Annotated in this window: 20 protein-coding genes; 13 read left to right on the top strand and 7 right to left on the bottom strand. The window is 71.3% G+C overall.

Annotated features, from left to right (window positions below):
- Positions 1–35: 35 nt before the first annotated feature.
- Positions 36–1,604: a glycosyltransferase family 39 protein gene (locus tag AB0F88_RS39270; protein WP_362696249.1), complete on the bottom strand. Its 1,569-nt coding sequence runs from the start codon at positions 1,602–1,604 to the stop codon at positions 36–38.
- Between the two features lie 358 nt (positions 1,605–1,962).
- Between AB0F88_RS39270 and AB0F88_RS39275 the strand changes: the two genes are divergently transcribed.
- From AB0F88_RS39275 to AB0F88_RS39305, 7 genes are all read left to right on the top strand, one after another.
- Entirely contained in the window at positions 1,963–2,478 is a 516-nt protein-coding gene (locus AB0F88_RS39275) for an FBP domain-containing protein (protein WP_362696251.1), read from the top strand.
- Between the two features lie 164 nt (positions 2,479–2,642).
- On the top strand, positions 2,643–4,016 hold the full coding sequence (locus AB0F88_RS39280) for an alpha/beta fold hydrolase (protein WP_362696253.1): 1,374 nt from the start codon (positions 2,643–2,645) through the stop codon (positions 4,014–4,016).
- A 235-nt stretch (positions 4,017–4,251) separates the two neighbouring features.
- A complete protein-coding gene (locus AB0F88_RS39285; protein ID WP_362696255.1) occupies positions 4,252–4,773 on the top strand; it encodes an RNA polymerase sigma factor in 522 nt (173 codons plus the stop codon).
- On the top strand, positions 4,770–5,987 hold the full coding sequence (locus AB0F88_RS39290) for a CU044_5270 family protein (protein ID WP_362696257.1): 1,218 nt from the start codon (positions 4,770–4,772) through the stop codon (positions 5,985–5,987). Before AB0F88_RS39285 ends, AB0F88_RS39290 begins: the two co-directional genes overlap by 4 nt.
- 284 nt (positions 5,988–6,271) lie before the next feature.
- Entirely contained in the window at positions 6,272–7,117 is an 846-nt protein-coding gene (locus AB0F88_RS39295; protein ID WP_362696259.1) for a methyltransferase domain-containing protein, read from the top strand.
- Positions 7,118–7,382: 265 nt separating this feature from the next.
- The gene (locus AB0F88_RS39300; protein ID WP_362696261.1) at positions 7,383–8,069 is read left to right on the top strand and encodes a helix-turn-helix domain-containing protein; all 687 of its coding nucleotides are present in this window, start codon (positions 7,383–7,385) and stop codon (positions 8,067–8,069) included.
- Positions 8,070–8,140: 71 nt separating this feature from the next.
- A complete protein-coding gene (locus AB0F88_RS39305) occupies positions 8,141–9,601 on the top strand; it encodes a serine/threonine-protein kinase (protein WP_362696263.1) in 1,461 nt (486 codons plus the stop codon).
- A 191-nt stretch (positions 9,602–9,792) separates the two neighbouring features.
- Here AB0F88_RS39305 and AB0F88_RS39310 read toward each other — a convergent pair whose 3' ends face one another.
- On the bottom strand, positions 9,793–10,521 hold the full coding sequence (locus AB0F88_RS39310) for a hypothetical protein (protein WP_362696265.1): 729 nt from the start codon (positions 10,519–10,521) through the stop codon (positions 9,793–9,795).
- 294 nt (positions 10,522–10,815) lie between these two features.
- On the opposite strand from AB0F88_RS39310, the gene AB0F88_RS39315 reads away from it, so the two are divergent.
- Positions 10,816–11,838, top strand: coding sequence for an oxidoreductase (locus tag AB0F88_RS39315; RefSeq protein WP_362696267.1), 1,023 nt, complete (start codon positions 10,816–10,818; stop codon positions 11,836–11,838).
- 27 nt (positions 11,839–11,865) lie between these two features.
- Here the strand turns inward: AB0F88_RS39315 and AB0F88_RS39320 are convergent, their stop codons facing one another.
- Entirely contained in the window at positions 11,866–12,450 is a 585-nt protein-coding gene (locus AB0F88_RS39320; RefSeq protein WP_362696269.1) for a TetR/AcrR family transcriptional regulator, read from the bottom strand.
- Positions 12,451–12,552: 102 nt separating this feature from the next.
- Between AB0F88_RS39320 and AB0F88_RS39325 the strand changes: the two genes are divergently transcribed.
- Together AB0F88_RS39325 and AB0F88_RS39330 are read left to right on the top strand one after the other, a co-directional pair.
- Entirely contained in the window at positions 12,553–12,990 is a 438-nt protein-coding gene (locus tag AB0F88_RS39325) for a nuclear transport factor 2 family protein (RefSeq protein WP_362696271.1), read from the top strand.
- A complete protein-coding gene (locus AB0F88_RS39330; protein WP_362696273.1) occupies positions 12,987–13,853 on the top strand; it encodes an NAD(P)H-binding protein in 867 nt (288 codons plus the stop codon). The genes AB0F88_RS39325 and AB0F88_RS39330 overlap by 4 nt, the downstream gene beginning before the upstream one ends.
- A gap of 66 nt (positions 13,854–13,919) precedes the next feature.
- Here AB0F88_RS39330 and AB0F88_RS39335 read toward each other — a convergent pair whose 3' ends face one another.
- On the bottom strand, positions 13,920–15,437 hold the full coding sequence (locus tag AB0F88_RS39335) for an MFS transporter (protein ID WP_362696275.1): 1,518 nt from the start codon (positions 15,435–15,437) through the stop codon (positions 13,920–13,922).
- Between the two features lie 89 nt (positions 15,438–15,526).
- On the opposite strand from AB0F88_RS39335, the gene AB0F88_RS39340 reads away from it, so the two are divergent.
- From AB0F88_RS39340 to AB0F88_RS39350, 3 genes are all read left to right on the top strand, one after another.
- Positions 15,527–16,489 carry a LysR family transcriptional regulator gene (locus tag AB0F88_RS39340; protein ID WP_362696277.1) on the top strand — a complete coding sequence of 321 codons (963 nt, stop codon included), beginning with the start codon at positions 15,527–15,529 and terminating at the stop codon, positions 16,487–16,489.
- A gap of 353 nt (positions 16,490–16,842) precedes the next feature.
- Positions 16,843–17,865 (top strand): DUF3466 family protein, encoded by a 1,023-nt coding sequence (locus AB0F88_RS39345; protein ID WP_362696279.1) that lies wholly within the window; start codon positions 16,843–16,845, stop codon positions 17,863–17,865.
- A gap of 299 nt (positions 17,866–18,164) precedes the next feature.
- Positions 18,165–18,707, top strand: coding sequence for an HIT family protein (locus AB0F88_RS39350; RefSeq protein WP_362696281.1), 543 nt, complete (start codon positions 18,165–18,167; stop codon positions 18,705–18,707).
- 261 nt (positions 18,708–18,968) lie between these two features.
- Here the strand turns inward: AB0F88_RS39350 and AB0F88_RS39355 are convergent, their stop codons facing one another.
- The 3 genes from AB0F88_RS39355 to AB0F88_RS39365 all read right to left on the bottom strand — a co-directional run bounded on the left by AB0F88_RS39355 (position 18,969) and on the right by AB0F88_RS39365 (position 20,693).
- Entirely contained in the window at positions 18,969–19,388 is a 420-nt protein-coding gene (locus AB0F88_RS39355; RefSeq protein WP_362696283.1) for an ATP-binding protein, read from the bottom strand.
- Positions 19,389–19,554: 166 nt separating this feature from the next.
- Positions 19,555–20,070: a hypothetical protein gene (locus AB0F88_RS39360; protein WP_362696285.1), complete on the bottom strand. Its 516-nt coding sequence runs from the start codon at positions 20,068–20,070 to the stop codon at positions 19,555–19,557.
- The gene (locus AB0F88_RS39365; RefSeq protein WP_362696287.1) at positions 20,067–20,693 is read right to left on the bottom strand and encodes a hypothetical protein; all 627 of its coding nucleotides are present in this window, start codon (positions 20,691–20,693) and stop codon (positions 20,067–20,069) included. The genes AB0F88_RS39360 and AB0F88_RS39365 overlap by 4 nt, the downstream gene beginning before the upstream one ends.
- Between the last annotated feature and the right edge of the window lie 27 nt (positions 20,694–20,720).

Raw genomic sequence — 20,720 nt, forward strand, 5'->3', positions numbered from 1 at the left:
GTTAGGCCCGCGCGTTTCTCGCGGGTGGCGGGACGTCAGCTGTGATGCCGCATCTCGGGCCAGAGCAGCTGCCACGGGCGCAGCGGATCGCGGCAGACGAGGATGGGCAGGTGCTGCTCCTCGTTGGACAGGCCGACGCCGTTGTCGATCCTGCCGCGTTCCTCGCAGGTGGTGAACGCCCGGGAGTAACCGCCGGGGGAGTCGGTCACGACCACGGCGATCCGGGCGGACGGCGACGGCGGGCCGCGCCGGTAGAGCTCGTTGTGCCCGCTGTGGACCTCGGGCAGACCGTAATCCCCGCCGTAGCGGTCCAGCGCCCCGGCCTCGCCGTAGTTGTCGGTGAGGAGTACGGTCCGCGCGCGCTCCTGAGGCGTCAGCCCGCCGACCACCCCCGCGACCCGGGCGGCGAACTCCGGCCAGCCGATCGACTCGCGCGCCACCTCGTTGATCCCGGCGACCGGGGTGCCCTCCAGGGCCGAGGGAGGGATCACCGGCAGCGCGATGACGACGGAGAGGACCGCGTTGACCGCCAGGGCGCCGACGACCAGCGCGCGCCGTCCCGCACCCGACATCCACCGGCTGACCGGGCCGCATCCCGCGGCGAAGAGCAGCACGAGCAGGCCCGCCACGTAGTCGGGGCGCCCGCCGGAGTAGAGCGTCAGCGCGCAGGCCAGCGGGTAGGCCAGGGCGAGGCAACGCAGGCGGGGTTCCCGCCACAGCCGTACGGCGCCGACCACCTGGACGACCGCCTGGGGCGGGCCGAGCAGCAGGAGCTGCAGCGGTACGAAGGCGAGGCGGTTGTCGGCGCCCTCGTCGGCCTCCAGCGCCCCGGCCATCACCAGCTGTGGCCAGCCGTGGGTCGCCTGGTAGACCAGGTTGGGCGCGGCGATCACGAGGGCCAGCAGCGCGCCGAGCCAGAGCCTGCGGTCCCGCAGCACCTCGCGCGGCCCCGCCGCCAGCACGCCCACGCCCACGCTGACCAGGAGCAGCACGATCAGCTGCCGGTTGTACGTCGCCACCCCCGCGACGGCGCCCAGCGCGAGCCACCAGCGGCCGTCGCCCCGCAGCGCCCGTACGGCGAACAGCGCCGCCGCGACCCAGAGCGGCAGGTCGACCCCGAGAGTCAGCAGGGAATGGCCGCCGATCAGGAGCAGGGTCGTGGTGGCGATTCCCGCCGCGGCGACGATCTGCGCCCTCCGGTCGCCGCCGAGTTCCCGGGCCAGGAGGGCGACCAGGACGACGACGAGCGACGCGATCAGGGCGGGAACGACGCGCAGGGCGACCACGGTGTCGCCGAACACGGCGATCGAGGCCCGCGCGATCAGCGGGGTCAGCGGCGGGGTGTCGAAGTACCCCAGGGCGGGCCGCTCACCCAGCATCCGGAAGTACAGCTCGTCCCGGTGATAGCCGTAGCGCGGGCTCGCGATCAGCAGCACGGCGAGCGTGGCCAGCGCGACCGCGCCGACGGGCCACCGGGCGAAGGGGGCGGCCGGGACGGTTGGTCCAATGGTGTGCGAGGCGGCCGGGGCGGTCGTGTCAGCGGTGTGCGAGGCGGAGAGAGAGGACGCGTCGGGGGCGTGCGGCGCGGAGGAAGACTCGGACACCCGTTCATCATCGGCTTTCGAGGCCGTTGACGCGAGGGGTGATCCCGATCCGCCCGCCATCCGGCGACGGGCGCTCGCGTGGCCTCCGAGTGCTGGGAGAAAAATCCCTCGACGTCCTTGATGTCGCACTGAGACACTGGCCGCTGCCGGAGGCCCGGGAGCACCTCGGCCTGGCCGAGACCCGTCCCGGCCGGACCTGACCGGGCTGTGACCTGGCCCGACCGGGCTGTGACCTGGCCTAACCTGGTCTGGTCTGACCTGGTCTGACCGCTCGCCGGTCGGCGGAGGCGCCGATCGCGGGGGCCGGAGCCGGGGTTCCGGCGGCCTTTCCAATGATTGTCATGACAGTAGGTGAACCATGAACCCGGTCGGCGAGCGAGAGATACGCGAATCCTTCGTCAACTGCTCGAAGGGGGAGGCGCGCAGGCTTAACCTGCCCAGGAACCTTTCCGAGCTCCCCTGGGCCGACCTCGACTTCCTGGGCTGGCGCGATCCCGGCGCCCCCGACCGGGGTTACCTGGTCGTCGAGCGGCAGGGCGAGCTCGTCGGCGTCACCCTGCGCGTCGCGCAGGATGTCCGCAGGGGCTTCACCAAGAGCACCGTCTGCTCGCTCTGCCTGACCCCCCACTCCGGCAGCGGGGTCGCCCTGTTCGTCGCGCCCAGGGTCGGCGCCGCGGGCCGCCAGGGCAACACGGTCGGCACCTACATCTGCGCCGACCTGGCCTGCTCCCTTTACGTGCGGGGCACGAAGCGGACCGATTCCGGCGTGCGGTTCGAGGAGACGCTCACCACGGAGGAACGGATCGTCCGGACCGTCGTCAACCTGGAGGGCTTCCTGGACAAGGTCTTCGACGGCGACGTGCGTACGGCGTGACCGGATCGCGGGTCCGCCCGCCTTCCGGAGGTCTCACGGCCCGCGCACCAGCGTAGTGGCCGCGTGGTCGTCGCGGGATGACATCCCCCGGTCTGATCCGCCGTCTCCGGAATCAGACCGGGCTCCGATGTGGCAGGGGTGGCCGTTCGGAGATCGTGGACTCCATGCTGACGTCGATCGCCGTCGCCCTGACCCTCCTGGGCTCGGGCGTGCAGGCACCACAAACCGATTCCCTCGACTGGAGCACCTGCCCGGGTGACAAGATCGGGATGGAGTGCGCCGACCTGCGGGTCCCCGTCAACTGGCAGCAGCCCGGCGGGCGCGAGATCACCCTGAAGCTGGGCCGCCTGAAGGCCACCGGCACCTCCGAGGGCTCCGTCCTGATCGCCTACGGCGGGCCGGGCGCGCCGGGGATCGCCATCACCAGGTCCGGGAACCGGTGGGCCGAGCTCCGCGAGCGCATGGACATCGTCACCTGGGACACCCGGGGCTACGGCGAGCAGATCGGCGGCCTGAGCACCGGCCTGCCGTGCACCTGGACGCGAATCCCGCTGCCCGGGTTCCCCGAGGACGACGCCGACTTCGGGCGGCTCTCCGACACCAACCGCGGCTACGCCGAGGCCTGCCGCACCAAGGATCCTGAGTTCTTCGCCAACATGAGCTCGGCCGACCAGGCCAGGGACATGGAGGCGATCAGGAAGGCCCTCGGCGGTGCCGGGCTCAACTTCTACGGTGCCTCCTACGCCGGGTTCTACGGGCAGGCGTACGCCAGGCTCTTCCCCGGCCAGGTGCGCACGATGGTGCTCGACGGCACGTGGAACCACAGCACCGCCGACTGGGCCGGTGAGCTGGAGGCGATGGCCAGGAGCAACGAGGAGGCCATCGGCCGCTTCTTCGCCTGGTGCGCCGCCGGAAAGTGCCGCGACGTACCCGCGAAGTGGCGCAAGCTGGTCGCCGGGGCCGACCGCACGCCGGTCCCCGCCAGGCAGGCCGGCATCGCGTACGACGGACGCGACCTGCAGGCCTTCGCGGTGAGCTCCGCCAGGAGGGGCGCCGAGGTGTGGCCGAAGCTGGCACGGGACATCCGCGCGGCCGCCGGCGGCGACGCCTCCGGCTTCGTGCCCGAGCGCGGCGCCCGCTATCCCGACCAGTCGACCGGCGTCACCGAGTGCGTCGACTGGCCCCGTCCCGCCGGCCGCGCCGAGCTGGAGGCGACGATCGCCAGGCTGCGCAAGGTCGCGCCCAACGCGGGCACCGCGAGCACGATGGCGACCGCGACCCTCGGCTGCGTCGGCTGGCCGGTAGGGGTGACCAACCCGCCCGCCCCGCTGCCGAAGGGGCTGCCGCCCATGCTCGGCGCGGGCGCCTGGGGCGAGTCCGACGCCGTGCGGCGGGTGCTCAGGCAGGTGCCGGGCAGCGTCGTCGTCCGGCACGAGGGGCCCGGCCACACGCTCCAGGCTTCCAACCCCTGCGCCCGCGCCCACATCGACCGCTACCTCACCGACCGCGTGCTGCCCGCGCCCGGGACGAGGTGCTGACACGCGGGCGGGCGGGACGTGAGGACCGCGAGCTTGTGATCACGGGGCGGGGAGGGGCCGGTCGCGCGGCCTTCCCCGCCCGCGGTCACCGGGCGGGAGACCGGTCCCGGACAGGGATGATTGCGGATTTGTAGTAGTTCGTACCATTTTTTCTGGAGAAGGCAGGTAACAAACGAGGGGCCCCGGCCATTTCCCGGTGTCAGAACAACACATCCGGTACGAAGGGGGCGGGGCGGTGACGGACGACTCGCAACGGTTCACCAGCATGTACGACGAGTGCCGGCAACGTGTCTGGGCCTACGTGGTCAGCCGCGCGGGACGGCAGGTGGCGGACGAGGTGGTGAGCGAGACGTTCGCGATCGCCTGGCGGAGGCTGGAGGAGGTGCCGGAGCCGGCCCTGCCGTGGCTCCTCGGGGTGGCCCGCAACGTGCTGCGCGACAACATCCGGGCGGAGGTCCGGCGCGACGCGCTCAGCGCCGAGTTGCGGGCCTGGACCGAGGACGACGTCGCCGAGCAGGTCGCCGAACGGCTCAGCGTGCTCAAGGCGCTGACGGGCCTGTCGGAGGACGACCGGGAACTCCTGATCCTGACCGCCTGGCAGGGGCTCTCCCCCCGCGACGCGGCGCGGGTCGTCGGCTGCTCTCCGACCGCCTTCCGGGTACGGCTCCATCGCGCGCGCAAGCGGCTCAAGCAGGAGATGGACACCGCCGCGTACCCCGGACCCCGGATGAGGAACCTCAGCGAGGAGTGGTCATGAACCCCATCGATCAGCTGCGGGCCGCGCGCCCCGAGCACCTGGGGGACACCCCGGTCGATTCGCGTACCAGGGCCGCCGAGCTCTCCCGCGCCATGGCACAGCCCCGGCGGGCGCCGGCCAGGCGCAGGGTCGTCCGCCCGGGATGGGGCCTCGGCCTCGCCGGAGCCGCCGCGGCCGTGACCGCGGTCGCCGTCACGATCTCCGCGACCGGCGGCACGGTCCAGGACGCGCCCTCCGCCCAGGCCGACCCGGGCCGGACGGCCTCCAGCCCGGCGTCCTCCGGTCCGGCGTCCTCCAGCCCGACGGCCTCCGCCCCGCGGGTCGAGCTCTCCAGCCGATCCATCCTGCTCGCCGCCGCCCACGGGGCGGCCCGCCAGCCGGAGACGACCGGTGCCTACTGGTACACCGCGTCGGTGACCCGGATGCTGTCCGAGGCGGCGGACGGGGACTACACCGTCGTCGAGCGGACGCGGAACGAGGGCTGGACCCCGTCGGCGACCGGCGGGGACCAGTGGAGCCGGACGCGGTCACTCGGGGCGCGGCCCGCGAGCCCGGAGGACGAGGCGGCCTGGCGGCGGGCCGGTTCCCCGACCGAGATCGAGGTCGAGGTCCCCGGCAAGGGCGGGGGCAAGAGGGGCGGTTACGTCCTGTCGACCGAACCGGGAGAGGCGGAGGGCAGCCACACCCCGCTCGTCGACGGGGACAAGGTGTTCTGGCTGGGCCGCAACGTCACCATGAAGGACCTGCGCGGCCTGCCCGACGATCCCGCCGACCTCAAGGCCTGGCTGCTGCGCTCGTACGGGGGGACCGGCACCGAGTCGGACGACCCGATGTCGTCGGACGCCTGGCTGTTCGCCGTCTCGGTCGGGCTGATCACCGACATGCCGGTCACCTCGCAGGTGCGCGGCGCCGCCTTCCGGATGCTCGCCGACCTCAAGACCATCAAGGTCTCCCGCGGCGTCACCGACGCGGAGGGCCGCACCGGCAGCGCGGTCGCCATCGAGGGACCGGCCAGGGCGAAGGCGGACGCCAAGGGCGCCGACGGAGTCCTGCTGGACCGTCTGATCTTCGACGAGGCGACCGGCAGGGCGCTGGCCAGGGAGAACGTCGTCGTACGGCCGGGCGGGCTGCAGGCCGGATTCGAACCGGGCACCGTGTGGCACTCCCAGACCGTCCTCGAAGCCGGCTGGACCGACGAGAAGCCCGCGTCCTGAGTCCCCGAGCCGGCGTCCCGAATCTCTGAACCCGCCGTACTCCCGGGGGCGTACGGCGGGCCGGGGCAGACGCCGGCCCCCGTGGACGACGTCCGCCACCCGGTCGCGTGCGCCCCTCCCGCTCCGGCCCGCCCGGGTGACGATTGACATGTGCGGTTCCACGCCCTCATTATGAACAAGCATTCATGAACGAGTGTTCATATCGGGGATGTCGCGGCCGCGTCGAGCGCGGGACCGGTGAGAAGCCGTCCGGGGCGCCCCGAGAGACCCACGGGAGGAACCCGATGCTCTCCACCGTCAACACCGAGCAGGCGAAAGCGTGGAACGGCTACGAAGGGAACCACTGGGCCGACCACCAGGCCCGGTACGACGCCGTGAACAGCGGGTTCAACGACCACCTGCTCGCGGCGGCCGCCATCGGTGACCGGGACCGCGTGCTCGACGTCGGATGCGGCAACGGGCAGGTGACGCGGCTGGCCGCCGGGCGGGCGCGGCTCGGAGGGGCCACCGGGATCGACCTGTCGGCGCCGATGCTGCGGCGGGCGCGTGCCAGCGCGGACGACGAGGGGGTCGCCAACGTCACCTTCGAGGAGGGCGACGCCCAGATCCACCCCTTCCCCGCCTCGGTTTTCGACGTGGCGGTGAGCCGGTTCGGGATCATGTTCTTCGCCGATCCGGTCGCCGCGTTCGCCAACATCGGCCGCGCGCTGCGGCCGGGCGGGCGCCTGGCCATCCTGTCCCTGCGAAGGATGGCCGACAACGACCTGGGCACCGTCTTCGCGGCGATGGCCGAGCACCTGCCGCCGAGCCCCGCCCCGGCCGGGCCCGGCGCTCCCGGCCCGGAGTCGCTGGCCGACCCGGCCCGTGTCCGCGAGGTGCTCACCGGCGCGGGCTTCGAGAAGGTGACCTCCACACCGGTCGACGCGCCCCAGGTGTGGGGCCGGGACGCCGCCGACGCGGCCGGTTTCCTCGGAGCATGGGGCCCCGTCCGCTTCGCCCTGGACCAGGTCGACAGGGACACCGCGGCCCGAGCCCTTGACGCGCTCACGGTGGCGCTGCGGCCCTACGAGGAGCCCGACGCCGTACGGCTGCGCGGCGCCGCCTGGCTGACCACCGCCACCCGCCGCTGACCGTCACCGTCCCTGACCGTCACCACCCTTCACCGTCACCGTCCCTGACCGTCACCACCCTTCACCGTCACCGTCCCTGACCGTCACCACCCTTCACCGTCACCGTCCCTGACCGCCACCCGCCGCTGACCGTCACCGTCCCTGACCGTCACCACCCCTGACCGTCACCGGTCCCTGACCGGAATCTCTCCGGACCGGAATCTCTCCTGACCGCCACTCGCTTCCGGTGATCATTTGCTCCCGGCGGTCACTACGATGCGATGTGATGTCCCCGAGAAAAGCAGCGGCCCTGCGTGACGGCGAGGGCGATCAGAGCCTGCGCGAGCACCTGATCGCCGCCGCCGAACGCCTCATGGCCCAGCGCGGTACCGCCGGGCTCACCGTACGCGACATCGCCCGCGAGGCCAGGGTCGCCGACGGTGTGCTGTACAACCACTTCGCGGGCAAGGAGGAGCTGCTCGCGCTCGCCCTGCACGCTCACGTCCAGACCGTCGAACGCGGGCTGGGCGAGCGACCCACCAGGGCCGGAAGCGGCACCGTCGAGGACAACCTGCGCGCCTACATCACCCAGGGGCTGGCGTTGCACGTCGCGATCCTGCCCTCCTTCGCGGGCCTGCTCGGCCGGCCGGAGGTCCTCGTCCGGTTCGCGAACCTGCCCAACCCGGTGGCGGGCGGCCGGGGACTACGCGCGGACCTGGCCACGTACCTGCGCGCCGAGCGCGATCTCGGCCGCCTGGCCCCGGACGCCAATCCCGAGGCCGCCGCCGCCATGATCATCGGCGCCTGCCACGAGCTGGTCCTGCCCCACCTGTTCGGCGGTGGCACGGCGGCCGCCCTGGAGGTGCCCCCCGGCTTCGTCGAGGACCTGCTCACCACCGTCCTGAACGGCATCGGCCCGGCCGCGGGCCCCGGAACCGTCGCAGGAGCAGGGACGTCGGCTTCCCCGACGTGAAGCCGACGAGCATTCAAGGGAACGCACTTTGATGAGTCCGGCCGGGAAACGGCAAGGAGGGCAGGAGACCGATGGACACCGAGGGATGGGCGGTCAGTGTTCCGCGCGGATACCGCGTCGGTGACTGGCGAGTCGGCAGGCCCATCTCCACGGGGAGCTGGGCGAGCGTCTACCTGGGAGTACGAGACGGGGAGGGCGCGACACGCGCGGCGTTGAAGTTCCTGCCCACGGGCACGGTCACCCGGCGGCAGCTGGGACACCTCAAGGACATGACGCAGCGCGAGATACGCCTGCACAGCAGGCTGCGGCACGCTCGCCTGATCCGATTACACGAAACGCTCGTCATCGACGACGCGGGAAATCCCGAACTCGACGGCGCGTGCGTCCTGGTGATGGACCTGGCGGAACGGTCGCTGGCCGACCTGATCCGGGGAGGGGCCCCCGTTCCCGGCGCGCCGAGGCTGATCGCCGAGATCTGCGAGGGAATAGCGCACATGCACGCCGAGGGGTGGGTGCACGGAGACCTCAAGCCCAACAACGTGCTCGTGATGGCCGACGGCTCGGTGCGTCTCGCCGACTTCGGCCTGGCCACCGAGATCGACGGGACCCACGGCTACCTTCCCCCGATGGGGTCGGTGGACCACGTGCCTCCGGAGCGCTGGGGCGAGCCCCTGAGCGAACGTGGACACGCCGTGTGGGCCTCGGCCGATGTGTGGGCGCTCGGCGTGACGGCCTGCCAGCTGCTCACCGGCCACCTTCCCTTCAACGCCCCGACCGCCCGCGCGCGCTACGTAGCCGCCGCCGAGTACGCCGCGGGCGAGCGGCCCCTGACGCTTCCGGTCTCGCTGCCCGAGGGCTGGCGCTCCTGGGTGACCGACTGCCTGACACCCGACCCGAGGCTCCGGCCCAGCGCGGCCCGCCAGCTCTACCTGGCACGGGTGCTGGCCGGGACCACCAAGGCCCCGCTGCGGCGAACGGGCACACGGCTCGCGGGGGCGGTGGCCGCGGCCCTTCTGATGATGGCCGGCGTCTCAGGGGCCGGGATGGTCGACTCGTCGGTGGCCGATCCGTTCGGGCGCTGGTTGCGCTCCGATTCCGACATCCCCCAGGAGTACCGCGCCCTGATCGTCGAGGCCGGCACGATGTGCGGCGAGCCGGGCCTGAGCCCGGCACTGGTCGCCGGCATCCTGAAGGCGGAGAGCAACTTCGACGCGGGGCTGTACGACGTGGCCAAGAACGAGTACGGCCTCGCGCGCTGGACGCCGTCGGTGCTGCAGTACTACCTGCCCGCCGACCGCCGCGGCGTCATCCCCACCCCGCCCTTCTCCCCCGAGGACACCATCCCCGCCGTCGGCCGCTATCTGTGCACACGGCTGCCCCTGATGGCCGGGGTGCCCGGAGATCCCGGCCTGCTGGGAGCCGCGGCGTTCCGCTCCTCCGACGATGTGGTCCGTGAGGAGAACGGGGTGCCCGAACGTATCCGGCCGTTCGTCGAACGGGTGCGGAAGCACCGGGCCGAATACCAGCCGTGATCGCCTGCGCGACCGGGCCGCACGTCAGGAGCGGTCACCTGCGAGGCCGGGCCGCACGTCAGGCGTGGTCACGTACGAGGCCGGGTCGCACGTCAGGCGTGGTCACGTACGAGGCCGGGTCGCACGTCAGACACGGTCACGTACGCGACCGGCCCGGTCACGTACGCGACCGGGCCGGACGTCAGGCGCGATCACATGTTCAGCCATTTCAGGTGCTCCTCCCGCACCAGGTCGAAGCGCAGCGCGACCGAGACCAGCGCGGCGCGCTGCCAGTCGGCCTTGCGCGAGCCGGACGACGGTTTGACGCGCAGTTTCGTCCGCGCGAGATAGTCGATGTGGAAGTTGACCGCGGTCCGGGTCAGTCCCGCGCAGCCGGGGACCTCGTGCAACCGCTCCAGCACCTCCGGCACCGTCGGGATGACCGCGGACGTGCAGTCGCGAAGGCGCGGCTCGCAGAGCGCGATCAGCACGAGGAAGTATTTCGCCGTCTCGTCCAGGGGAAAGCCGGAGACCGTCGGCTCACCGGCCATCGCGGCCTCGGGCACGTCGGGGTCGATGAAGCTGTGCTGTGAGGCGAAGACCAGAAAGGAACATGCGCCACCCGCCACCGGGAGCGCCACCCGGGCGAACTCGAACGGTATGGGCGCGGCCGCCCGGCGCGGAGCCACCTTGAGGAACTCCCCGCCCCCCTCGGGATTCTCCACGACAAGGGTGGCGTCATGGCTGAGATTGGTGAGCAGCCAGTAATCCTCCACGGCCCGTATGATCCCGGCCCGCCGGGATATCCCCGGGTGGTCGAGAGGGAAGTCGACCGGGGCGTCCGCCGTCCCGCGCCCAAAGGTGATCTCGCGGCCCGGAGAGAGCTCGATGACGGCCTGTTCGGCGTCGGAGACCTCGGTCTGCAAGAGGATCGTCCGCATCTACCCACCCTTGTAGCGTTCCGGAACTTCGGGCGTTCGACGAGCCACAGTTTACGTTGATCGACGCCGCTGTCAGAACCGGATGTCAGGAGACCGGGTGCGGCGGCGCACGGCCGCCCTGGTGATCGGCCGAGGCGTCCCGGTGGGACATGGCGCGTTTGCTAAGCGGAGGATCCTCCGCTAGCGTCGAAACCGTGAAGCGGAGCATCCTCCGTTTCGTGGGCTCGACATAGGAGAGCCCGTATGTCACCTCAGGCTCGGCCATCCGGGCCTCGACGTCCCGGAGGCGATCGCATGACCACCGTCACACCGCAGACCCCGCTCGGCACCGGATACGGTCCCGCGACGACCGCGGGCGAGATCCTCGCCGGTGCCGACCTCACCGGCAGGACCGCGATCGTCACGGGCGGCTACTCCGGCCTCGGTGTCGAGACGGTCCGCGCGCTGCGCGCGGCGGGAGCGTCGGTCGTCGTTCCCGTACGGAACCGCGAGAAGGCGGCCGAGACCCTCGCCGGCGTCGACGGCGTCCAGCTCGAACCGATGGACCTCCAGGACCCCGCGTCGGTCGACGCGTTCGCCGACCGCTTCCTCGACGGTGACCGGCCGCTGCACATGCTGATCAACAGCGCCGGGATCATGGCCGTCCCGCTCTCGCACGACGCGCGCGGCTACGAGTCCCAGTTCGCGACCAACCACCTCGGCCACTTCCAGCTGACGCTCCGGCTCTGGCCCGCGCTGCTGCGGGCCGAGGGCGCCAGGGTGGTCGCGGTCTCGTCGTGGGGACACCGCGAGTCCGACATCGTCTGGGACGACGTGCACTTCGAGCGCCGCCCGTACGACCCGATGAGCGCGTACGGCCAGTCGAAGACGGCCAACAACCTCTTCGCCGTCGAGCTCGACCGGCGCGGACGCGACAGCGGAGTCCGGGCGTTCTCCCTGCACCCGGGCAGGATCCTCACCCCGCTCGTACGGCACACCGACCCGGAACTCCTCCAGCGGATGGGCATGATCGACGAGAACGGCGAACCGCTCATCGACCCGTCGCGAAACAAGAAGAGCCCCCAGCAGGGCGCCGCGACGAGCGTGTGGTGCGCCACCGGTCCGCAGCTGGACGGACTCGGCGGCGTCTACTGCGAGAACTCCGACATCGCCCCGCTCGTCCCCGAGGGCGACGATCCCGTCGCCATCGCCGAGGAGCGGGTGCGAACCGGTGAGTCCCTCGCCTTCGGCGTCATGCCCTACTCGATCGACCCGAACTCCGCGGCCCGGCTGTGGGACCTCAGCGAGAAGCTCACCGGAGCACGCCTCGACGCGTGACGCCGCATGCCGCCGCATGCCGGCGCGTCACCGGGGCCGGTCGGCGGGATCGCCGGCGAGAACGACGCGTACGAGACAGGCGAGGCCGTCGCGAGTTCGTTCCGGTGGCTGGTCGCCGAGATGCTCGATGAGATCACTGCGCACGGCGGCGAGCAACGCGTGGGCCAGGTAGTCGGCGTCGTCCGGCCGGTGAACCTCGGCGACGATCTCCGCCAGGTGCCTGTGCCACCGGCCGTACGTCGAATTCCGGTACGGGCTGCCGCTGCCGGCGTTCTCCAGGGCGAGCATCAGCGAGCGGTTCGCGAGCTTGAACCGCAGGATCGCGTCGAGCATCGCCGTCGCCCGCTCGACCGGGCCGGACGACGATTCGCCCGCGGCGAGTTCGGCGCGCAACCGCTCGCCGCGTTGCTCGGCGAGGGCCTGGAGAAGGCCGATCCGGTCACCGAATCCCCGGAACGGGGTCCCCTTGCCGACGCCGGCGGCGGCCGCGATGTCGTTCATGGACACGTCACCGGGATCGTCCGCGGCGTCGAGCAAGCGGGCCGCGGCGGCCAGCACCGCCTCGCGATTGCGGACGGCGTCCGCCCGCTCCTTGCGCCCTGCCGCCGTCATGTCCCGCTCCTTCGGTTTGGCAATTCGGACCACCGGTCCGTATATTAAATGGACCGGCGGTCCGAATCATATCGCGGAGCGTCCTTCGACCACGGGAGAGACATGACCGACACGACAGCCGCCGTCTTCCGGCGCGGCGTGGACCTGTTGCTCGCCAAGGACATGCGGGCCTACCTCGAGTTGTGGCACGAGGACGCGGTGGCCGAGTTCCCCTTCGCGCCGCCCGGATCGCCGCGCCGCCTCGACGGGATCGCCGCCATCACGGACTACCTCATCGACTACCCCGACAAGCTCGACATCGCCGAAGTCACCGCCCTCACCGTGCACGAAACGGCCGATCCGGCGGTCGTCGTCGCCGAGTTCACCGCCTCGGGAAAGGTCGTGGCCACCGGCGAGCCGTACGAGATCTCCTACATCGCCGTGGTCACCGTCGCCCACGGAAAGGTCGTCCACTACCGGGACTACTGGAACCCGATGGTCGCGCTCCAGGCACTGGGCGACGACCAGCTGGGCGTCGCGGCGACAGGCGCGACCCGATGACCGAGGCCGACACCATCCTCGTGACCGGCGCGACCGGCAACACCGGCCGGCGCGTCGCCGACCGGCTCATCCGGCGGGGACATCGCGTACGGACCGCTAACCGGAGCCGGCCCGCGGAGCCGGAGGCCGCGCGGCGGCACGTGCGCTTCGACTGGGACGACCAGAGCACCCACCCCGCGGCCCTGGACGGCGTACGCGGCATCTACCTGATGCCGCCGCTCGGAGTCGTCGAGCCGGCGCGGCAGATGCGGCCGTTCCTGGACCTGGCCCGCGACGCCGGCGTGCGACGGATCGTCCTGCTCAGCTCGTCGGCCATCCCGGCGGGCGGGAGCGGCCTGGGGCTGGTGCACACCGCCATCGCCGACATGTTCCCCGAGTGGGCGGTACTGCGGCCCTCCTGGTTCATGCAGAACCTCGCCGACGACCACATGCACGCGCACAGCATCCGCGAACGAGGCGAGATCGTGACCGCGACCGGCGACGGCCGGGTCGGCTTCATCGACGCGGCCGACATCGCCGCCGTGGCGGTGCGCGCCCTCACCGACACGACCCCGCACAACACCGACCATCTGCTGACCGGCCCGCAGGCCCTGAGCTACGCGGAGGTCGCGGCGACCATCGCCGAGCTGAGCGGGCGCCCGGTCCGGCACCGCGGCGTCACGGTGGACGTCATGCGGCAGCTGCTCACCGACGCCGGCATCCCCGACCGCTTCGCCGTCCTCCTGTCCGGCATGGACCACGCCATCGCCGGCGGAGCCGAGGACCGGACCACCACGACGGTCGCCGACGTCACCGGTGACCGGCCGACGAGCTTCCGCGAGTTCTGCGCCGCCCACGTCCGGCGATGGCGGCCGGCTGACTGAACGGCGCGTGAGTCCGGCGACACCGGCGTGCCACGTTCACGCCGCCGCGGAGTTCCTCGCCCTCGATCATGCGGCGGGCTTTCTCGTACGATCCGCTCCGGCGCGCCACACCGTCGCCGACACCAGCACGGAGGCCAGGACCAGGGCGCCCGCCGCGGCCAGGAAGGCCCACCGGTAGCCGCTGACGGCCGCCGCCGACGAGGAGTCGCCGGCCTCCAGCGCCGCGCCGGTACGGCCTATCGCGATCGCGGCGAAGACGGCCAGCCCCAGGGCGCTGCCCAGTTGCTGCATGGTCGTCTGCACCCCGGAACCGAGTCCGGCGTCCTCGTCGGTCACTCCGTGCAGCGCGGCGTTCTGCAGCGCGGGAAAGGCGATCCCCAGCCCCGCGGCGATCATCACCATGGCGGGCAGCACGTCGACGGCGTAACCGCCGGCGACCGACATCCTCAGCGCGACGTACAGCATGCCCGCGGCGCTGAGGACGAGACCGGCGCCGCTGGTGAGCGCGGTACCGAGCCGGTCGGTCAGCACGGTCGAGACCATCAGCCCGCCGAGGAAGGCCACGCAGAACGGCAGGTAGGCCAGCCCGGTGGCCAGCGGCCGGTAGCCGAGCACGTTCTGCATGTACAAAGTGAGCAGGAACATCGTCGCCGCCATCCCGCTGGCCAGCGTGACCGTCGCCAGGTTCGCCGACAGGCGGACGCGGCTCGCGAAGAAGCGCGGCGGAACCAGCGGCGAGGCGGCCCGCGCCTGCACGACGAGGAAGGCGGCCAGCGCGGCCAGCCCCGCGCCCAGAGGGATGAGGGTGGCCGAGGTGCCCCACCCGCGGTGACCGGCCGACAGCAGGGCGGAGATGAGCGCGATCAGGCCGGTCGTGACGAGTACCGCCCCCGCCCAGTCCACCCCGCGGCCGCCGCCGCTGCCCGGCCGCGCCTTCACCAGCCGCGGCGCGAGCAGCAACGCCACCGCGGCGACCGGCAGGTTGATCAGGAAGATCCAGCGCCAGCCCGCCAGTTCGGTCAGCGCCCCGGACAGCAACACCCCCACCGTGGCGCCCAGCCCGCTCAGCCCTCCCCAGATCGCCAGGGCGCGGGCCTTCTCGCGACCGTCGCGGAAGGTCAGCACGATGATCGACAGGGCGGCCGGCGCCGCCAGCGCCTCGCCCAGGCCCTGCCCGAACCGGCTGGCCACCAGCATGCCGGTGTTCGCCGCGACCCCGCTGGCCAGTGACGCCAGCGCGAAGATCGCCGTGCCCAGCAGGAACATGCGGCGCCTGCCCCACAGGTCGGCCAGCCGCCCGCCGAGCAGCAGCAGCCCGCCCGCGGTCACGACATAGGCGTTGACCACCCAGGCGAGGTCCGCCGTCGAGGCACCCAGGTCACGTTGCAGCGAGGGCAGCGCGACGTTCACGATCGAGCTGTCCACGGTGAACATGAACTGCACCATCGCCAGCACCGCCAGCGCGCGCCAGCGGCGCGGATCCGCCGCGCCGTCCCCGGTCGTACCGGTCACGTCGGCGGTGGCGGTCGTGTCTCGGACGGTCGTGTCTCGGACCGGTTCGCCCGACCGGGTGTCCTCATCCATGAGATCCATCCCACCGCTCGCCGGCCTGCGGTGTCCAACAAGACCTTCCCTTCTTGACAAGCGTTGCTTGTCGCTGCAGCGTGTGGTGGGTGGATCTCGACCTTCGACAGCTTCAGGCGTTCGTCACGACCGCCGAGGAGCTGCACTTCGGACGGGCCGCGGCCCGGCTGTGCCTCACCCAGCAGGCGCTGTCGCTTCGCATCCGGCGCCTGGAGGAGACCCTGGGCGGATCGCTGTTCGTGCGCGGTCATCACCTCGTCGAGCTGACCGACCTGGGACGGCGGCTGCTGCCCCTGACGCGCCAGACCCTGGCCGCGGCCGAGGAGATCGTGGCCGCCGCCCGGCTCGACTGCCGCCCGCTGCGGCTCGACACCTTCCGCCCGATCGCCGGCTCCTTTCTGACGCGCTGGCTGATCGACCTGGTCGACCTGCCGCTGGAGCTGAGCAGCCGGCACAGCCTGGGGACCGCCCTGTCGGCGCTGCGGCGTGCCGAGATCGACGTGGCCTTCGGCCGGGTGCACGGCCTCGCCTCCTCCCGGTTGGAGGACCTGGCTCATCAGCCCCTGAGGTTCGAGCCGCTGTACGCGCTGATGTCACGCCGCCATCAGCTGGCGGCGCGGTCCCGCCTGCGCCCGGCCGACCTGCGTTCCTGCGGGATCTGGACACCGGCCCTGGCGGGCGCCACCGAGCTGGACGGCTATCTGCGCGCCTTCAGCGACCACTTCGCCATCCCGCTGGCCATCGGGCCGGCGCTGGCCACGCTGGAGCAGGTGGTGGCGCAGCTCCATGCCCGTACCGACCGGGTGTGGCTGATCGACGCCAACGCCCAGACCGCCGACATCGCGGACACGGCGCTGATCCCGCTGGTCGATCCCACCCCGCTCTACCCGTGGTCGCTGGTCTGGCGGCGCCGAAACCACCATCCGCTCCTGAACCGGCTGCTGCACACCGCCACCGCCACCGCCCGGCAGGAGGGATGGCTTCACTACGAGCCCACCGCACACTGGCTCCCAGCCGAGGACCTCGCCGCCGCGACCGCCGTCCGTCCGTGAAGACCGCGAACACCGGATCAACCACGGGATCCAAGAAAAAGGACCCGGGCGACCATCTCGGCCTCTCAGTCGAGGATTCCGTCACTCCTCGGCCGGGTGCGCGGCGATCCTCTGCTGAGCCCGTCGCGACCTGGATCACCTTGTGCGGCTCGGCCGGGCTCGCCGTCGACGGCACGTGAACACGCCGCGACACCGGCGGAGAGACCTCCCGCAAGGTGACCTTTATCTGGTGAGCCGCGGGCGAGACGTAAGGATTTCGTGAGAAACGGCGGCCGGGCCGGTGCTTATCGTGATCACTACATCCCCGTGCCTCGAAGGGAATCCTCTACATGCGCCGATTACTCCGCCATGCCATGACCATCGCTCTGATCGCGACCGCGTCGTTGGCCCCGCTCTCCTCGCCAGCCGCAGCGGCGAGTCCGGAGCGCCTCCGCGTCGTCCACCTCGGCACCCTCGGCGGCATATGGAGCATCGCCCGAGGCATCAACAATCACGGCCACGTCGTCGGCGACAGCCCGCTGGAGTCCGGGCTCAGCCACGCGTTCCTGTGGAAGAACGGCACGATGACCGACCTCGGCACGCTCGGCGGCGAGACCAGCTTCGCCTCCGGCATCGACGACGACGGCCGCGTCGTCGGCTGCAGCGAGCTGCCCTCGGGCCAGTGGACTCCCTTCCTCTGGCACAACGGCAAGATGGAGGACCTCGGCGCGCACGGCGCCCCCGGCTACTGCGACGCAGAGGTCGCCAACGGGCACATCGTCATCAGTTTCGCGCCCACTCCCGGCTTCGCCGAACAGCGCGCCGTCTTGCTGTCCGGTGACGTCAAAACCGTCATCGACCGCCGCCCCGGCCTGGTCGCCGACGCCGTCAACGACCACGGCCAGGTGGTGGGCGCCGAGAACTACGTCGTCAACGAGAGCGGTCTCCCGCTGCCGATCTACCGGGCGTACCTGTGGCACAACGGCACCGGCCGCGATCTTGGCACGTTCGGCGGGATGAGCGCCCCCAATTCGATCAACAACCTCGGCCAGGTGGTCGGCAACTCCGATACGGCCGACGGCAGCCGTCGCGGCTTCTTCTGGAACGGCTCCTCCATGACGGCCCTTCCCCTGCCCGCCGACGTCTCCAACGCCGGCGCCGTCGCCATCAACGACCGCGGCCAGATCGTCGGCAGCTACAGCAAGGTCGGCAACCCGTACGGCTTCACCGCCCTGTGGGACACCCCCACCACCCAGCCCCGTACCCTGCCGCTGCCCACAGACGCGAGGGTAACCAGCGCCCAAACTCACGACATCAACAACCAGGGCTGGATCGTCGGCTCCGTCACCTACTACTGGAACACCGGTCGCCACACCCAGGCCGTCATCTGGCGCTGACGGGAGCTACCGGGTCAGCTGATCGGGCAGACTCGGGGCCTGGTAGCCACTGGTGAGTGAGCACTTTCCCGCACCGGACCGATGTTCGAGTCCTGGGGTCAGACCGTGCCCTCACCAGTGGTCAGGGGCCTTTGAGGTTCCCCCGTAGCCCGGACAGCAGCGGTGTGCCATCAGGCTCCCGGGCCGGGCGCCGATCCTGGGTCAATGGGACAAGCAGCCGATGATGAGCGGTCGTCAGGGATCAGGCTCCAGCATCAAATGAATGGCACCTGTCTGGGCGCACTGGGACCATTGCGCGCATGACACAGAGCGCGACGTCGGCGGCGCAGGGGTGCATCTTCTGCGCCATCGCGGCCCGGCAGGCCGAGGCCAGTGTGGTGTACGAGGACGAGACCGTTGTCGCCTTCATGGACCTGAATCCCGTCGCACCCGGCCATCTTCTTGTCGTGCCACGCGAGCACGCGGTGGGCCTTGAAGACCTCGACGGAGCCACGAGCGCTCACGTGTGGTCGGTCGGTCATGACATGGCACGAGCCTTGCGACGCTCGAGCCTGCGTTGCGAGGGGATCAACGTCCTCCTCTGCGACGGCGAAGTCGCCTTCCAGACGGTCTTCCACTTCCACCTTCACGTCATCCCGCGCTATGCGGGAGACGGTTGGGCCATCATTCCCGATCCGGTGGAACGCGAGAGGCGGCTCCTCGACAGCGACGCGCAAGCGATCAAGGACGCCATCGCGTCGACAGACTCACTGGTGACTTCCGCTCATGCCGCTGTCGAACCGCTCAGTGATCGCCAACGGGGATCGAAGACACCCTCTGAGGTCAGCGCCTCAGAGAGGTGATGTCGGCTCCGTCTTCGCTGCGAGAGGTGGCCAGTTCGTTGATGGCCATCGCATAGAGCTCAAGCCGTTGTTCAAGCTCGCGCTTTTCCTCACGCGCCTTTCTCAGCTCGGACTGGAGGCGGATGTTCTCGACTTCGAGGGCTTGGCATCGTCCTCGTATCCGTTTCTCGCCTCTCGGTTGCTTCCGGTGGACCGGTGTGATGGTACGAGTCCATCCAGATCTCGCACCATCACACCGGTCCACCGGCCCTGCCCGGGTTCTCAGCCGGGTGAGCCGAGCTCGAACCAGATGACGGTCCCGGTGCCGTCGCGGTGGAAGCCCCAGCGGGTCGCGAGGTCGTTGACGAGCATCAGTCCCCGGCCACCCGTGGCGTCCAGCCCGGAGTTCCTTACGCAGGGGATCCGCGCGGAGCCGGGATCCTGGACGGTGACGATGACGCCGTGCGGGAGGAAGGCCACCGTGACGACGAACTCCCCTGGCTGTTCGACCGGTCCCGTACCGTCCCACCCGGTGCCGGTATCAACTGGTTGGGCGGAGTGCTCGACGGCGTTGGTGGCGAGCTCGCTGGTGAGGAGCACGGCGTCGTCATGCAGCGGGTGGTCGTCCCCGAGGATCTCGGCGACGAAGTTTCGGGCGGGCCTGACCTGGTCGCGGGTGGCTCCGAACCGCTGAGAGATCACGGGAGAGCTAGTGGGTACGTGACCCGGGTGACCCGCGTGACCCGCGTGACCCGAGGGCGTCGACCACCCGGGCACGTGGCTCAGGTGCGGCGACCATACCGCTCCCGTGTGGCCCGAACCCGCGTGGGCCGGTTCCGTGGCGTCGTCGGCCGTCGCCCGGAACCGGTCAGCGAACACGCCGGCGAGCGCGGAGAGGAGTCGCCCTGCCATCCCTGTCACCCCCCTTCCTTGTGATCGCGATGCTCTTCCCGCCCCCGGCGTCCCTTTCCGTCTCGCCCCCGGCGTCCCTTTCCACGAACCTGACGTCCTCGGTGCCGTCGACACTTTCAGGCCGTGGCTCTGGAACGGCCGTTCGGCGGCCTGTCCCGGGGAGAGGACGCCGTGACCGTTCACGCTGGTCGGAGGCGGGATGGGGGCGGAAGTCCTCGATGTGCCGCATCCGCGCGACCAGCTCGGCGAAGGTGTCGGCCTCGACCAGGCCGACGCGCTCCCGGCACCAGGCGGGGGAGAGCGCCCACCAGCGCTCGGTGGCCTTGCCGTACCAGAGACACCAGCCGGTGAACCGGAGTGCCAGCGCACTGGTGTCGTCCTCATCGGGCTCGCAGGAGAGGTGAGCGGGGAGGTTTTCCGTTTTTTCGGCGGTCGTTGTTGTGCCGGTCGCTTCGATGGGTGGCGGGCTCATGCCGTTACCCCTTTCCGGTACGACTCGCGCCTGCCCGGCCAGGGCCGTACACCCGGCGACTCCCGTCCGTACGGCTGCTGCCTGGACAAAGGCTGTCCGTACGGCGACTGTCCGTACGGCGGTTGTTTGTACGGCGGCGCGGCTATCGCGGCCGGTCGCGCGTGGCGTCCCCTGCCCGAGGGAGAACCGGCGAAGGACCGGCCCGTCGGGCGCACGGCCACGGCGGTGGACGGGTTCGGCGCGGCGGGCACCGGGTGTGCGGCCGGTACGGCCGAAGGCAGCCGACCGCAGAGGCCGAGGCGGCGCCGGGCCGTCATGCGGGTACGGACCTGGGCCGGGGTGGGCTGCTCCCACAGGTGGCCGGGCCGATGTGGCAGGCTGGCGGCGTCGTGCGCGTACGGGGGATGACCGCACCAGCGGCAACCGAGGGGCGAGGGCGGCTGCTCGGCATGCCAGCGGACCCTGACGATCTTCGGGGTTCTATTAGGGTTGGACACAGGTCGCACCTCCAGTGTGCGGTTGAGGTTCTGCCAGACGACGCCATTCGTCTGGCAGAACCGTTTCTCCAACGTCCTCGGCCCGGTGATGGCACCGAACGAGCCGAGCTCTCTCCTGGCCCGCATCGGACCGCCACCTTTGAGTGGCTGCTC

The organism is Streptosporangium sp. NPDC023963, from assembly GCF_040639135.1.
Lineage (GTDB): Bacteria > Actinomycetota > Actinomycetes > Streptosporangiales > Streptosporangiaceae > Streptosporangium.

Coding starts and splice junctions, on each gene's coding strand:
- AB0F88_RS39325 (WP_362696271.1), top strand. CDS start 12,553: ATGACCGACACGACAGCCGCCGTCTTCCGGCGCGGCGTGGACCTGTTG.
- AB0F88_RS39345 (WP_362696279.1), top strand. CDS start 16,843: ATGACCATCGCTCTGATCGCGACCGCGTCGTTGGCCCCGCTCTCCTCG.
- AB0F88_RS39275 (WP_362696251.1), top strand. CDS start 1,963: ATGAACCCGGTCGGCGAGCGAGAGATACGCGAATCCTTCGTCAACTGC.
- AB0F88_RS39290 (WP_362696257.1), top strand. CDS start 4,770: ATGAACCCCATCGATCAGCTGCGGGCCGCGCGCCCCGAGCACCTGGGG.
- AB0F88_RS39365 (WP_362696287.1), bottom strand. CDS start 20,693: ATGCGGGCCAGGAGAGAGCTCGGCTCGTTCGGTGCCATCACCGGGCCG.
- AB0F88_RS39310 (WP_362696265.1), bottom strand. CDS start 10,521: ATGCGGACGATCCTCTTGCAGACCGAGGTCTCCGACGCCGAACAGGCC.
- AB0F88_RS39315 (WP_362696267.1), top strand. CDS start 10,816: ATGACCACCGTCACACCGCAGACCCCGCTCGGCACCGGATACGGTCCC.
- AB0F88_RS39320 (WP_362696269.1), bottom strand. CDS start 12,450: ATGACGGCGGCAGGGCGCAAGGAGCGGGCGGACGCCGTCCGCAATCGC.
- AB0F88_RS39305 (WP_362696263.1), top strand. CDS start 8,141: ATGGACACCGAGGGATGGGCGGTCAGTGTTCCGCGCGGATACCGCGTC.
- AB0F88_RS39335 (WP_362696275.1), bottom strand. CDS start 15,437: ATGGATGAGGACACCCGGTCGGGCGAACCGGTCCGAGACACGACCGTC.
- AB0F88_RS39360 (WP_362696285.1), bottom strand. CDS start 20,070: ATGAGCCCGCCACCCATCGAAGCGACCGGCACAACAACGACCGCCGAA.
- AB0F88_RS39300 (WP_362696261.1), top strand. CDS start 7,383: ATGTCCCCGAGAAAAGCAGCGGCCCTGCGTGACGGCGAGGGCGATCAG.
- AB0F88_RS39295 (WP_362696259.1), top strand. CDS start 6,272: ATGCTCTCCACCGTCAACACCGAGCAGGCGAAAGCGTGGAACGGCTAC.
- AB0F88_RS39280 (WP_362696253.1), top strand. CDS start 2,643: ATGCTGACGTCGATCGCCGTCGCCCTGACCCTCCTGGGCTCGGGCGTG.
- AB0F88_RS39350 (WP_362696281.1), top strand. CDS start 18,165: ATGACACAGAGCGCGACGTCGGCGGCGCAGGGGTGCATCTTCTGCGCC.
- AB0F88_RS39330 (WP_362696273.1), top strand. CDS start 12,987: ATGACCGAGGCCGACACCATCCTCGTGACCGGCGCGACCGGCAACACC.